We start from the raw sequence: 13,401 nt of genomic DNA, 5'->3' as shown, positions 1-13,401 counted from the left end.
TTCACATTGTAAACCTTCAAGTAACTTTAAGGTCAAGAGAGAAGTAAAAAATATATTTTGTTATGAATGGTGTTTTTATTTTTTTCTCACCACAGGGATTTGAATTTCTGTCACTTGCTCCTCTTGGTTACTCGTTACAGACCAATCAATTAAAGCTAGTTCAATTGCATCACCGCATATTTCATATCCATCCTTCTCAATAGCTAGTAGGAGCCTCTTATAAGTCTTACCAGTTTCTTCGTACGGTCCATGATGATACGCACACGCATACGTCCCTTCTTCAATTACATTAAAAGCAGCAGCTTGAAATGGCATGTAATCAAGGAGAATAAATACACTATTGTATGCTTGAAATTCATGGTGTAACAATGCATCTTTTGCTACGGTAACACCTATATCGCCCGAAAATATGCTTTCTTCCACTTGTTTTATATTTTTTTGAAGTGAATGAATATAATATTCAAACATATCTTCTGTTACATTTGAAGTAATAGGAAGAGCTGTAATTTTCCGCTTTGGTAATTTTGTAAAAAAGACCGTATGACCATCTGTTTGAACAGCTTCTGTCATTAAATGAATTTTATGCTTTATTTTTGCTAACTTATATTCAATTTCCCTTTTCTTTTTCAGTAACATCTCTTCTTGTTTCTCTAATAAATCCAGCGCAAAGGCTGGTGTTCTTTCATCTATATATCGTTTAATTTCTTTTAGTGGTATATTTAACTGACGTAAAAACTTAATCGTATCCAACATTGAAAATTGATCAATTGTATAGTAGCGATAATTTGTTTGTGAATCAACAACTGCTGGATGAAAGATTCCCTTTTCATCATAGTACCGCAATGTCGACTCAGGAATATTATGCATTTTTGCCATTTCTCCAATTGTAAAACGTTGATTTAATAGCATATTTACTACTCCGTTCTTTTTATTTGTCCATTGTTTACTTTATTATACAAGTGTATGAATTATATTATAAATAACTAAATTTCCAACATTGTTTATATACAAATTGAAAAAATGATCTAAAATCCTCTTTCTTTTTAGGGGAGCAAGCGCATAGAAGCGGTCAGGATCCTCTCCTACCGCCTGCAAGGTTTAAAACAAATATAAACAAGATTCTTTCCGTATAGGGTGTTGTTTTTATGCAATAAAAATAAGACCTCGGATCAACTCAAGGTCTTAAGTATTTATAAATACTTTTTCATTACAACTTCTATGTCTAAACAATCCTCAAAATTCTATTTTTTGTACACGTTCGCATTTACAATATTTTTGTACTTTCTAATTTTTTGTTTGATTTGCTGATTGTCAAAAAAGTAAATCTCTGTACCTGACCAAATAAAAACCCAGCACACAATGCTTAATATTCCCGCAAGATAAGCATGACTACTTGTAAGATTTAAGTATATTATCCCAACAATAATACCAATCACAAACAAAACAATGGCCTTCTTAACATTTCTAGCATATGTATATTCTTCTTCGTTCAAGAGGTTAGAAAAAGAGTTACATGTGGCAGTCTTCAATGACTTTTCGTCAAATTCATTCTGACCTAAAAAAAATATTTTCACTTCTTTTCTTTTGCCACTGTGCAGCTTTGAAAAAAGAAAATCTACAAGGTCAGAACTTAGATAAACATCATCTGAGCTATAATATTTTGAAAACGGAGTATCAGTTTCATCTAAATAAATATTTATACTTAATTCATCTTTCATGTAAACCATCCTTTAACTCCAATGTACGAGTTGAAACTCAACCTTTTATTAATATGGTCAAGAGAGCAAAAATTCTTACGAAAATAGCGATTCACAAAAAAATCCAAATTAAAATTGATACATTTAATTAAGAAAACAAATAAAAACTGAAGCGCCTTCCTTTAGACGGAAAGCACTTCTGTTTCTTAATGTGCTGAAATATCACTAATTCCATGCCCTGTATTCGACTTTACAAGTATTTCATCAAACTTCGCTGCATCTTCTTTCTTACTTGAGAAAATCGTTCCTAGATATGCTGCTAAAAATCCTAGTGGAATAGAAACGATTCCTGGTGTTGTATATGGAAATAATGGATCCCCAACAAAAATTGCTTTTCCAGCCACTGGATCCCATACATTCGGACTCATCGCAACGAGCACAATCGCAGAAGTTAAGCCAACAATCATACCACAAATTGCCCCCGTCGTATTAAAGCGTTTCCAATATATCGTAAATAAAATAACTGGTAAGTTCGCACTTGCCGCAACAGCAAATGCAAGCGATACAAGGAACGCTACATTTAACGTTTGTGCAAATAGCGCTAAAATAATAGAAAACACTGCAACTCCCACTGAAGCGTAGCGCGCCATTTTTACTTGTTCTTTTTCCGTTGCTTTTCCGCGGCGTAATATTTCATTATAGAAATCATGAGCAAACGCCGATGCCGCTGTTAAAACAAGTCCTGCTACTACAGCTAAGATTGTTGCAAATGCTACTGCCGAAACGAAAGCAAATAAAAGATTTCCACCTAACGCTTCTGCTAACATTGGCGCTGCCATATTACCAGCTGCATTCGCTTTCACAATAGCCTCATTCCCAACAAATGCTGCTGCACCAAATCCTAAGAAAATTGTCATAATATAAAAAGCTCCGATTAACCACGTGGCATATACAACAGATTGACGGGCTGTTTTCGCATCACGCACTGTAAAGAAACGAACGAGAATATGTGGCAATCCCGCTGTACCAAGAACAAGCCCTAAATTTAACGAAATTGTATCTAATCCAACTTTATACTTTACACCAGGATTTAAAAATGCTTCTTTCAATGGTGTCGCTGTCTTCATTTGTGCAAACATTTCTGTAATACTAAAGTTAAACTTCGCAAACACAATAACAGAAATAACAAAGGTACCAGCCATTAATAATACTGCTTTAACAATTTGCACCCAGCTCGTTGCTGTCATTCCTCCAAAAATAACATATACAGTCATCAATACCCCAACAATGAGTACAGCCGTCCGGTATTCGATTCCTAATAATAATTTAATAAGGGCTCCGGCTCCAACTAACTGTGCAATCATATAAAAAATTGAAATTGTCATCGTATTAAGCGCTGCTACTCCCCGTACTTTTTTTGCATCAAAACGTGCTGCAATCATATCTGCTAACGTAAACTTCCCAAGGTTTCGAAGCGGCTCTGCAACAAGATACAGTACAACTAAATAGGCAACAAGAAAACCAATGCTATAAAAAAATCCATCGAACCCTGTTAATGCTATTGCTCCGGCAATTCCAAGAAAAGAAGCAGCGGACATGTAATCACCCGCAATTGCCAAACCGTTTTGCCATCCTGTTAACCCACCGCCTGCTGTATAAAAATCACTTGCATTTTTTGTTTTTTTCGATGCATAGTACGTAATGACAAGCGTTCCAAGAACAATGACTAGAAATAAAGTAAAAGCTGTTGTATTCAATGTTTATCCCCTCTCTTTATCCAAGTTTTCGAGAATTTGATTCGATAACCGATCAAATGATTCTGCTTTTTTACTGTAAATCATGCACAATGCCCACGTCATAACGAACTGAGCAAATGCAAATACCCATGCCCATGTAATATCACCAATTGCTGATGTATTGAGCACTTTTGAATACGATGTGAAAATAGGCAGAGCAATAAAAAAACTGAAAAAGAACATGCTCATCGGTACAATAAATTTTTTCTTTGCTTGTAACAAGTTTTGAAATTCGGTAGACTGTACTACATTTGTATAATTGATTTCACCATTCAATTTACGCGCAGATGTTTCTTGTTTCATTTCATACCTACCCCCTTCTATTCAATCCAATTCGTCAAAAGATTTCTTTTATAACCTGAAACATAATTTTGTAAATATTCTGAAACTTAAGTTTATTGTAGACAATCTATTTTTGTAAGCAAAGATTTTTCGATAGACAAATTCTGTCATTTTTCTCCAAATCCTCATAGACTTTTATTAAAATAAAAAGCAGTGCTTATCGCACCGCTTTTTCACCTTCTAAATTACGAGCTGTTTCACTCGTTTCAACATCTTTTCCTTCTTTAAATGTCTTAAACAAAAAATCGTAAAATAAATTCGATACTCCGAACCAATAATTCTCATTTTTATAATGATGCAGTAAATGCTGCTTCTTTAGCCATCTTCCGTATGGCGTCAATGGACGCATTGGCCGATGAGCAATATAATGTTTCCATTCATATACCAATAGCATAAGAATCATCCCAATTCCAAATGATAATGTTAGCGTGATGTTAGAAGTAATACCATATACAATACATAAATAAATCGTAAATCCAGGCAGGCTATACCAAACTGGTAAAAATAGCAATTTCAAATCATTCGGATATACATGATGATCATAATGAAGACGTTTTAACATTTTTAATAAAAATGGATTCTTTGGCGGTTTTAAATGAAATAAAAAACGATGTGTTACATACTCGTTAATTGTATAAAAGATAATACCTGCAATAATAGCAATAGCTGCAATCCATGTAAACAATTGCATGTTCAAAAATACGATAAAAGCAATTAAAACTCCAATCATAATGACAATATCGTGCTGAAAGAAATACTCTTTTATTACCCGTTTCATCCCCATTCCCCTCTCTCTTTAGAAAGCGGCCGTAACATATTGTTATGGCCGCTTTTTTTATTTCTATTCTATTCCCATTACAAGTTTGCTTGTTCCCCCATTTGGATAGAAAATATTGCTCGAACCGAATATATTCTGTTTTGGAATGATATGTTCCACTGCAAAAACTGTCACTTCTCCTCTTTGTACTTCTCCAATAATCAATCCTAATATTTCATGATTTACAGCAAATGTCGGTTGGTTTGTTTGAAGCAATGGTTCAGCTATTTGAAGAACAGCCTCATATAATGGATTTCTGTCTATTATTTCTTTACGTATTTTTGCTGCTAATGTTATAATAATTTCCTTTTCATTTACTGTGGTTCGATACATAGAAATCTCCCCTTCAATCTTATATAAACAATTGTAAAGCTTTAAGCGCAAAATGAATAGAAAAAGTAATATTTACATCTCATAAAATAATTATACGTTCATATACTCCAAAATAAATTGTATGGGATTGAAACCTCCATTTTAAATTTGCCATGAAGTTTGCCTATCTCTTCCTATTCTTTATATTCGATATTTGAATGTAAAATTCCTTGTTTTACACTTTGAAATCTGCGATAAAAATATCCATGTCTAAAATATCCTTTTTTATCCACAAATATACAAGAAATAAAAACGCTTACTTGACTAAAATCTCCCATTACATATATATTTAAATTATCATTCAGCAGAATATTCGAGAATATAATAATTTCAATTTTATGAAGTTGTTATTATTTTAGGTAATATTCACTAAATGAGAAAGTAATTATATTTAGGGGGCATTGCAATATGCAAGGTAAAGTAAAATGGTTTAATAGCGAAAAAGGTTTCGGATTTATCGAAGTTGAAGGTGCTGACGATGTATTCGTACACTTCAGTGCAATTCAAGGTGAAGGTTACAAATCTTTAGAAGAAGGTCAAGAAGTTTCTTTCGAGATCATTGAAGGAAATCGCGGACCTCAAGCTGCTAACGTAGTAAAACTTTAATTTGATACATGACAGGAGGTTATCTACCGATAACCTCCTTTGTTATTCTTCTGCATATTTCTTTTCCGCAGAGCAAAAACTATGTGAAATGAGAAAATAAGGAGGAGAAAACAATGGGTTCACCTATAAACGATTTTGAAGAAGTAAGATTCCGCGTAGAAACTGCGCAAAAGATGGTTGGTTCTGCGACGATTACAATGGACCCTGAATCATTGCAACACGCTACAAATGCCGTTGAATCAGCTCGTCAGCAGCTCGAAACAATGAAAGAAGTATCAACCGATTTAGATGCACCGTTTTTATTGGATCAAGAAGAAAAATTAGAAAAATGCGCGCATCAGTTACAAGAAGCAAAAAATTAAAAAACATCCAGAGAAGCTTCTCTGGGTGTTTTTCTGTGTAAGTCCCTCTCATTTTCTATACACATTCATGGGATAAAAATCTTCACAAGAGATAATTGTTCAAGACAATTGTTTTCCATACTCTTGTAGCTTTTCTCCTATCGTACATTGCCGAATGCAAAAGGAGTGAGCATAATATTTACTATGTTCCTTGCGAAAGTGCTTCTGCAAAAAGCAGTCATCGCAATATGTCTCTAATAATTCGTTCACCTCAGTAATCAGTTGCTTACGATTCACTCCTTCTACACTCCTATTCCGTTATTTCTTTATGACTATCAATGCTCGTTCTTTCCAGTGCTTGCGTTGCTAATTGATGAGCTTCTTTATTTTGTTTTCTAGAAATAGGTTCACATACTAATTTTATTTTCATCTGTTTTGCTTTTTGTTCAATTTGATCTAAGTAATGAATTAAATTATCCTCGTAGCATGGCCATTCACCCGCTAGTTGTTGGAGAACAACTTGAGAATCACCACGAAGTATAACTGATTCATATTTAACCCCTAGCTCTTCCAATATGTTCATTCCGTATAATAACGCTGCATATTCCGCTTCATTATTATCATCAATTCCTTCTATGTACGCATTGCGGCGAATTCGATACAATTTTCCCTGTTTCTTATAATAAACACTTATCCCTGCGCCCGCTTCTTTTGTCTCAATGTTATATCCTCCGTCAAAATACAGCGTAAGATCTTGTGGCTCTTCCTCAACTTGTTTACTTAGTTTTTTAACTTCTTTTAATGTCCATTCTACCCCCATTTCATCCTGAAATAACAATTCCTTTGCTCTCCCTGTTTTTTCAAAATCTGCCGCGAACAGTATTACCTCTTCTAATCGAAGGAAATTTGTTTCCAAGCTAGTCTCTAGGCCATGTTTTGTTCGATATAACCAAGTAATTTTATATTTCATTATGCTCCCCCTTCCGTGCACGTTCCTACTAAATATTACGCTCTTATTTTATCCTATTTTGTCTATGCGGACAGTATTCTATTCGAAATTCATTTATCTCTATAAATACAAGTAAAAAAACTTTTTAGGCGGATGAGTGTGTATCTAACCGTGACTTATCTGTTGCAAAATTAAAATGGATTTATATCCAGCAGCAAGATAACACAAGAAAAATAAATAAGAGTTGCCACATTACAGTGAACAACCCTTTGTTGAATCTTACACGAATTTCTCAAACTGAACTCGTTTGTTAATAAAATACATAATAGGTCCTCCGATTGCCATTACAACAAACTCACCAATCGCACATGTTAACCATGTAAACAAAAATGGTAAATCAAAAGCAAGATGGAGTTCAATTGCAATGATAAACATTGTAAAGGTAAAGACCACTGTATTAAAGATCATACGCGCCCATACCCCTTTTATAAAACGCATCGAAACAATTGTACAAAGCAAGGCGATAATAGATTGCCCTACTCCAAATACAAGATCATATGCGATCATGGGTGAGAAAAAGAGGTTTGCTAAAAATACGCCTAACACAATTCCGTAAATATATTTTTTATTGAACACAATAAGATGATTAAACATTTCTGAAATACGGAATTGAATATTCGTAAAACCAAAAGGTTGAATAAGCATAGTAACAGCAATATATAGTGCCGCTAAAATACCATTACCAACAAGTGTCTTAACTTTCATTATACGATCTCCTTAGTTTTTTTACGTGGGATGGTTACGAACCACGCGAGTATTTTAATAAACAAAATTAAATTATAATTATTATTCAAATCCAAGTCAATATAGCAAAATCCTTACTTTGTTACAAAAGGATGGTCATATGCTGTCCTTTTCTTTTTAGAGGACGTATAATAAAAACATGAAAGATTTAGGAGGTTTGTTCATGGTAGCAACGATTCAAAACGAAAAAATGATTGTGTTGATTTCTGAAAAAGGTGCAGAACTGCAAAGTGTTCGCTTACAAGAAGATCGCACTGAATATATATGGCAAGGAAACGCAAAGCATTGGGGGCGACGTGCTCCTATTTTATTCCCAATCGTCGGAAGATTAGTAGACAATACATATTTAGTTGATAGTAAACCATATTCATTAACACAACATGGCTTTGCTCGTGATTTAACATTTACGATCAAAGAGCAAAGTAAATCAAAAATTACATACACAGTATCAAGTAATGAAGAAACTTTACAAAACTATCCGTTTGCATTTGAATTGCTTGTTTCTTATGAATTAAATAAAACATCTATATACGTAACATACGAAGTATTCAATCCCAACTCGGAAGAAATGTATTTTTCAATCGGAGGACATCCTGGTTTTAATTGTCCATTATTACCGAATGAATCTTTCACAGACTATTATTTATCTTTCGGTATTCCAGAGCGATTAGAAGCAAGTGTACTAGAAGGACCGTTTCTTTCCAAACAAAAACTCGTAGTAGCAGAAGAAGCAACAGAGCTTCCGCTTACATATGATTTATTTCAAAACGATGCGCTTATATTTGAAAATATGTGCAAAAAGGAAATTACCATCCGTTCTCACAATCATAATAAATTTGTCAAAGTTTCATTTGAAGGATTCCCATTTGTCGGTGTATGGACACCAGGAAACGATGCACCGTTCTTATGTATTGAACCTTGGTATGGCATCGCCGATGAATTAGAACCTGCAAAAGACTTTAAAGAGAAAAAAGGAATTCAAATGTTAAAAGCGAATGAAACATTTACATGTTGCTATAGTATTACAATCGGTTAATTGGAGGGTTTCAGTTTGATTGAAGTGTACATTGATGGTGCATCAAAAGGAAACCCTGGCCCTTCCGGCGCTGGGGTTTTTATTAAAGGGGTTCAGCCGCCTGTACAGCTCGCTGTTCCACTTGGAACTATGAGCAACCACGAAGCAGAGTATCACGCATTACTTACTGCATTAAAATATTGCACCGAACATAATTATAAAATTGTATCATTTCGAACAGATTCACAGCTTGTAGAACGAGCGATTGAAAAACAATATGTAAAAAATCCATTATATGCCCCTCTTTTAAATGAAGCACTAAAAATAATCCAGCAATTTGATCTCTTTTTTATAAAGTGGATTCCAAGCAGCCAAAATAAAGCAGCCGATGAATTAGCACGAAAAGCTATACAAAAAAATGAACGGAGGTAGTGTATTGAAAAAAGAGTGGATTGCTCCCCTCGCTTTATTGTTTGTTGCTTTCATTTGGGGAGCTACATTTGTTGTCGTTCAAAATGCCATGTCATTTGTCGGGCCATTTACTTTTAATGGTGTACGTTTTTTATTAGCCGGACTGATTTTATCCATCATTCAGCTCATTTCTATGAAAAAAACACCCATTAAAAACGTAGGCTTTAGTAGCGGTGCTGGTATGATAATAGGATTCTTTTTATTTGTTGGGTATTTACTACAAACGTTTGGTTTATTATATACAACTTCTTCTAAAGCTGGATTTTTAACAGGGCTCAGCATTGTCATGGTACCCATTTTATCGCTTATCTTTTTAAAACAAAAAGTAAATCTATTTATCGTACTCGGCATTACAGCATCTACAATTGGATTATTTTTATTAACATCTGGAGAGGCTTTTCAATTCAATATGGGAGATTTTCTTATATTAGGTTGTGCTGTAGCATTCGCTGCTCACATCCTTGTAAATGGATTCTTTTCAAAAAAGATATCTCCGTTATTATTAAGTACAACACAAATATTAGCGGTTGGACTCTTCTCTTCTATTTGTGCATTTCTGTTTGAAGATTGGGAGAAATTACTTTCGATGTCACTATGGACAAATCGCTCATTTTTATTTGCACTATTGCTAACATCACTATTTGCCACTTCCCTTGCATTTTTCATTCAAACAACAGCACAAAAATATACATCTCCTACCCGGGTTGCAATTATTTTTGCAATGGAACCCGTTTTTGCAGCAATAACAGGTGTTCTTGTTGCAAATGAGCAATTATCGCTTTCAGCTATCATTGGGTGTATTTGTATTTTCTTAGGCATGATCTTTGTAGAACTACCAAACAAACAAAAAAAAGAAGCGCGGGTTGCGTGAAGTTATGATTGTAACTTCCGCAAAAAAGCCATCGCGCTTTTTTTATCAGTAATTTCCTCTTCTTTCAATCGTTCTAGCAAAGCGATAAAATAACTACCATCAAACTGTAATTGATGCTTAATGGTCGCTTCAATTGCCGCATTCACAATTCCATCAGATGAACCTGTATAACCTTGTCCAAACATAATAAATCCTTGCGCTTCCTCTGATAATTTAAACCCTTTCGTATGTAAGAATGAAAGATAGTCTTGAACTGTTTGCATCATTTCCCCACCTAAATTCAAAAAGTCTACCTTTCCTATCATACATGTTTTCTGACACAATGAGAATGAATTTTCTTTGACGACTCCTTTAGAACCCTCTTTTTCCTCAAAAAATAAAGTGAAACTTTTTAGTTCCACTTTATTTTCCAGCTATTCTTTACTCAATTACTCGCTGCTCTATATGATATATGTCTTTTTTCAATTTTCTCTTCAATTTCTCTTATGTTTTCTTTATCATTCAATAATAATTGTTTATTTTCTATTAATAACTGTTTAAAGGATTTTCTTATTTTTTTCGCATATCAATCTTCCTCCTTAATTATTACAAGCGAAAGTTTTTCATTCCCGCTCCTCGTTTCTCTTTGAATCTTGGAGCAGGAATGCCCGTTCATACGAAATAAAAGATTTTATTTATATGAAAGATAAATAATTATCTGTATTGTGTAATCATAAAAGATTCATGTGAAATCCATTTGAAATTCAAATGAACACTACGTATATTTTCTCAATAGTTTTGTTTGTATTTCGTTCTACTAATCAAATAAAAACTTCTCAACAGCTTGTTTACTATCTTTCTAAAGAAGCTTCATAATTGTAGAAACCACCTCTTGATAAATCTTTTTAGTTTTTCAACATATAAACTGCTGTGCAGAACAAAGCATAACCTACACCCGTCTCCCTTTGTAAGCCTTGCGTGGCCTAACCGCTTCTATGCCAGACTCTCTCGTCCCTCCCTATAAAGAAAGGGGTTTATTTGTATTTATATAAATAATAACGCCCAATCAAATTCTTAATTTGATTGGGCGTTAACTATAATATAAGTTCTTTTCAAAAGTCACTTTCTATAACATATTTACAAACATTTCCGGTCTGCCCCAGTTCATTTTCTCACAAACGAAGTGTATTTTTTCCTTATCAATTGTGTGAAACGCTTCTTCTAATCGGCACGAAATTGGCACTTCGCAATGAATTTGTGCAAGTTGGAGTGATATGTGTAAATTGTCTAAGTCACTTTCAATCTTTGTACGCTGTGCTTTTGTTAGTGATGTAATGTTTTCTAAAACACCTGCAACTGTTCCATGCTCTTGGATAAGTTTGTACGCTGTCTTTTCACCAATACCTTTAACCCCCGGATAGTTGTCACTTGAATCACCCATAAATGCCTTTGCATGAACAATTTGCCACGGCTCTACACCTTTTTCTTCCAGGATTTTTTCAGGTGTGTAAAATTCATAATTTCCAATCCCTTTTCGAAGAAGCATAACTGTAGTTTTTGTATCAACTAACTGTAGTAAATCTGTATCACCTGTTAAAATGAACACTTCCGCTTCATGTTGATACATTTTTGCTAAAGTTCCTATACAGTCATCAGCTTCATATCCTTTCATACCAATAACCGGAATAGACAAATGTGTAGTCATTTCTTGCACTAGATCAAATTGTGGAATTAATTCTTCTGGCGGTGCTCCGCGATTCGCCTTATAGTTTGAAAATGCTTCTGTTCGAAACGTTGTACTCCCCATATCCCAGCACGTTACAATATGAGTCGGGTCAATTGAACTAGCCGCTGTTAATAAATGCTTCATATAACCATGAATCCCGTTTGTCGGAACGCCATCTTGTCTTTTCATAAATTGTCCGTACACACTTGTTGCATAAAAGGCACGAAATAACAATGCCATACCATCTACTAATAATACTTTTTTCATAATTCCTCTCCTAATGACAAAAATAAAAACCTCACGTCTTAACGCAAGGTTGTATAATCAAATAATGATTGTAATTATTATTATACAATGATTTGCTTTATTTAGCATCCATAAAGATTACTTACAACATTGATGTAATAGTTCCACATACGTATTATTTCCAGTGGAAACCACAACAGCTTTAGCTGTTCCGTTAACGATATGAGTACCTTGATAGCATAAATTTTCAAGACAAAGTGGATTATAATCTTTTACACGCTTTAACGGCATAAATCGTTTTTTTTCAATGTGATAACAGCTTTCATACTTTTCTACAAGCATCTCTTTTCCCGTTAAAGGAGATTCATCAACTAGTACATCTTTTGCGTAAATAATGCGAGCGTCAGCTGGTACTGTTTCACCTGCTGAAAGACAAATCACATCTCCTGGGACCAATTCTTCTATTGGAATATTCATCATTTCAGAACCTTTGTCTATCCCATTCACTTTATCATTTGCTACTCTTAAAACAGTAACTGTTTTTGGTGTTATTGCATTCGTTTGACTCGCTTTCTTTTCGAACAGATTTACTTTTTCCATCAACTTTATCATCATATGAGTCAATATCACTTTTTTATTCACATATCGTTCATTTTTCCCATATTGTACAATACGTCTTTTTGCCTCTTTAACAGAAAGGCCGTTTCTTGTTGTTTTAAAATAAGCATAAACAGATTTTACATCTCGAATCGCAACTTCCATCAGCATTTCATTATTCTTCTGTAAGATCTCCTGTACTTTTATCGTTTTTTTATGAGTTATATTATTTATAATTCCCTCTCGTTTGTTTACATATAACATCGTCCGTCTCCTCCTTCGCACATGCAGGAAGAAACTCATTGTTTCTCAATTTATCTATTTACAGATATAGAGGGAGGAACAAGTCGTTTCCTACCTACATTACACATTCTATTTTCGAAATACCTGGGTAACGGAACCGAGTCCGAAGCTGACATTGCTCCTCACCTCCTCATATGATTATTTTTAGCTATGTATAATTGATACACCCTAATAAAAAAGACCTTTACCCGATAGCGAGTAAAGGTCTGAACATACATAAATAAGCAACGTTTAATACAACTACATATCATGTAGCCTATATTAAAAACAATTGCACCTCTCCCTCGCCGAGCTTTAGCACTGTATAGCATAGGTTCTTAACCAGCTACATTAAAAAAGACCTTAATTCGATCATTCTTGTTGACCCATTGGCGTCTCTCGACATTTTTGGGCAGTAGCATCTCTCTATACAGGAGCCTCACCTAACAGAGACATATTTTATTATATAGAAAATGTTACTCCTATTTAA

The 13,401-nt window shown here is 34.2% G+C and carries 18 protein-coding genes and 2 riboswitches; of the genes, 5 read left to right on the top strand and 13 right to left on the bottom strand.

Translation table 11 applies throughout. The annotated features are described in order from the left end of the window. Positions 1-75: 75 nt before the first annotated feature. From PLX19_RS14120 to PLX19_RS14095, 6 genes are all read right to left on the bottom strand, one after another. Positions 76-909 carry a MerR family transcriptional regulator gene (locus PLX19_RS14120; RefSeq protein WP_272189287.1) on the bottom strand — a complete coding sequence of 278 codons (834 nt, stop codon included), beginning with the start codon at positions 907-909 and terminating at the stop codon, positions 76-78. A gap of 332 nt (positions 910-1,241) precedes the next feature. Next, positions 1,242-1,718: a hypothetical protein gene (locus PLX19_RS14115; RefSeq protein ID WP_272189286.1), complete on the bottom strand. Its 477-nt coding sequence runs from the start codon at positions 1,716-1,718 to the stop codon at positions 1,242-1,244. Between the two features lie 185 nt (positions 1,719-1,903). Continuing rightward, positions 1,904-3,454: a solute symporter family protein gene (locus PLX19_RS14110; protein ID WP_272189285.1), complete on the bottom strand. Its 1,551-nt coding sequence runs from the start codon at positions 3,452-3,454 to the stop codon at positions 1,904-1,906. 3 nt (positions 3,455-3,457) lie between these two features. Further along, on the bottom strand, positions 3,458-3,796 hold the full coding sequence (locus PLX19_RS14105) for a DUF485 domain-containing protein (protein ID WP_272189284.1): 339 nt from the start codon (positions 3,794-3,796) through the stop codon (positions 3,458-3,460). A gap of 196 nt (positions 3,797-3,992) precedes the next feature. Next, positions 3,993-4,613: a sterol desaturase family protein gene (locus PLX19_RS14100; RefSeq protein ID WP_272189283.1), complete on the bottom strand. Its 621-nt coding sequence runs from the start codon at positions 4,611-4,613 to the stop codon at positions 3,993-3,995. Between the two features lie 63 nt (positions 4,614-4,676). Continuing rightward, entirely contained in the window at positions 4,677-4,985 is a 309-nt protein-coding gene (locus tag PLX19_RS14095; RefSeq protein WP_272189282.1) for a cytoplasmic protein, read from the bottom strand. Between the two features lie 447 nt (positions 4,986-5,432). On the opposite strand from PLX19_RS14095, the gene cspD reads away from it, so the two are divergent. Both cspD and PLX19_RS14085 read left to right on the top strand, forming a co-directional pair. Continuing rightward, the gene (gene cspD / locus PLX19_RS14090; protein WP_272189281.1) at positions 5,433-5,630 is read left to right on the top strand and encodes a cold-shock protein CspD; all 198 of its coding nucleotides are present in this window, start codon (positions 5,433-5,435) and stop codon (positions 5,628-5,630) included. A gap of 113 nt (positions 5,631-5,743) precedes the next feature. Beyond that, on the top strand, positions 5,744-5,992 hold the full coding sequence (locus tag PLX19_RS14085) for a DUF2564 family protein (RefSeq protein ID WP_272189280.1): 249 nt from the start codon (positions 5,744-5,746) through the stop codon (positions 5,990-5,992). A 99-nt stretch (positions 5,993-6,091) separates the two neighbouring features. On the opposite strand, the gene PLX19_RS14080 is transcribed toward PLX19_RS14085, so the two are convergent. The 3 genes from PLX19_RS14080 to PLX19_RS14070 all read right to left on the bottom strand — a co-directional run bounded on the left by PLX19_RS14080 (position 6,092) and on the right by PLX19_RS14070 (position 7,685). Next, positions 6,092-6,268: a zinc-finger domain-containing protein gene (locus PLX19_RS14080; protein ID WP_272189279.1), complete on the bottom strand. Its 177-nt coding sequence runs from the start codon at positions 6,266-6,268 to the stop codon at positions 6,092-6,094. A gap of 13 nt (positions 6,269-6,281) precedes the next feature. Further along, positions 6,282-6,941, bottom strand: coding sequence for a ribonuclease H family protein (locus PLX19_RS14075; RefSeq protein ID WP_272189278.1), 660 nt, complete (start codon positions 6,939-6,941; stop codon positions 6,282-6,284). 258 nt (positions 6,942-7,199) lie between these two features. After that, positions 7,200-7,685 carry a QueT transporter family protein gene (locus PLX19_RS14070; protein WP_272189276.1) on the bottom strand — a complete coding sequence of 162 codons (486 nt, stop codon included), beginning with the start codon at positions 7,683-7,685 and terminating at the stop codon, positions 7,200-7,202. Between the two features lie 6 nt (positions 7,686-7,691). Then, positions 7,692-7,736, bottom strand: a riboswitch (PreQ1 riboswitch). Between the two features lie 151 nt (positions 7,737-7,887). Here PLX19_RS14070 and PLX19_RS14065 point away from each other — a divergent pair. From PLX19_RS14065 to PLX19_RS14055, 3 genes are read left to right on the top strand one after another with little or no spacing between them, the layout of a single operon-like run. Further along, positions 7,888-8,760 carry an aldose 1-epimerase family protein gene (locus tag PLX19_RS14065; RefSeq protein ID WP_272189275.1) on the top strand — a complete coding sequence of 291 codons (873 nt, stop codon included), beginning with the start codon at positions 7,888-7,890 and terminating at the stop codon, positions 8,758-8,760. Between the two features lie 15 nt (positions 8,761-8,775). Beyond that, the gene (locus tag PLX19_RS14060; protein WP_272189274.1) at positions 8,776-9,171 is read left to right on the top strand and encodes a reverse transcriptase-like protein; all 396 of its coding nucleotides are present in this window, start codon (positions 8,776-8,778) and stop codon (positions 9,169-9,171) included. A gap of 4 nt (positions 9,172-9,175) precedes the next feature. Then, positions 9,176-10,081, top strand: a complete 906-nt coding sequence (locus PLX19_RS14055) for a DMT family transporter (RefSeq protein ID WP_272189273.1) — start codon at positions 9,176-9,178, stop codon at positions 10,079-10,081. A gap of 2 nt (positions 10,082-10,083) precedes the next feature. On the opposite strand, the gene PLX19_RS14050 is transcribed toward PLX19_RS14055, so the two are convergent. The 4 genes from PLX19_RS14050 to PLX19_RS14035 all read right to left on the bottom strand — a co-directional run bounded on the left by PLX19_RS14050 (position 10,084) and on the right by PLX19_RS14035 (position 12,893). Then, entirely contained in the window at positions 10,084-10,344 is a 261-nt protein-coding gene (locus PLX19_RS14050) for a DUF6123 family protein (RefSeq protein ID WP_272189272.1), read from the bottom strand. Between the two features lie 161 nt (positions 10,345-10,505). After that, positions 10,506-10,634: an FbpB family small basic protein gene (locus PLX19_RS14045; RefSeq protein WP_272189462.1), complete on the bottom strand. Its 129-nt coding sequence runs from the start codon at positions 10,632-10,634 to the stop codon at positions 10,506-10,508. 552 nt (positions 10,635-11,186) lie between these two features. Continuing rightward, entirely contained in the window at positions 11,187-12,053 is an 867-nt protein-coding gene (locus tag PLX19_RS14040) for a 5'-3' exonuclease (protein WP_272189270.1), read from the bottom strand. A 117-nt stretch (positions 12,054-12,170) separates the two neighbouring features. Further along, on the bottom strand, positions 12,171-12,893 hold the full coding sequence (locus PLX19_RS14035; protein ID WP_272189268.1) for a P-type ATPase: 723 nt from the start codon (positions 12,891-12,893) through the stop codon (positions 12,171-12,173). A gap of 310 nt (positions 12,894-13,203) precedes the next feature. Further along, positions 13,204-13,369: riboswitch (M-box (ykoK) riboswitch) on the bottom strand. Positions 13,370-13,401 lie beyond the last annotated feature (32 nt).

This window comes from Bacillus sp. BP-3 (assembly GCF_028401955.1).
Lineage (GTDB): Bacteria > Bacillota > Bacilli > Bacillales > Bacillaceae_G > Bacillus_A.
Note: the sequence above shows the minus strand (reverse complement) of the source record. Positions and strands in the feature narration are given on the sequence as shown.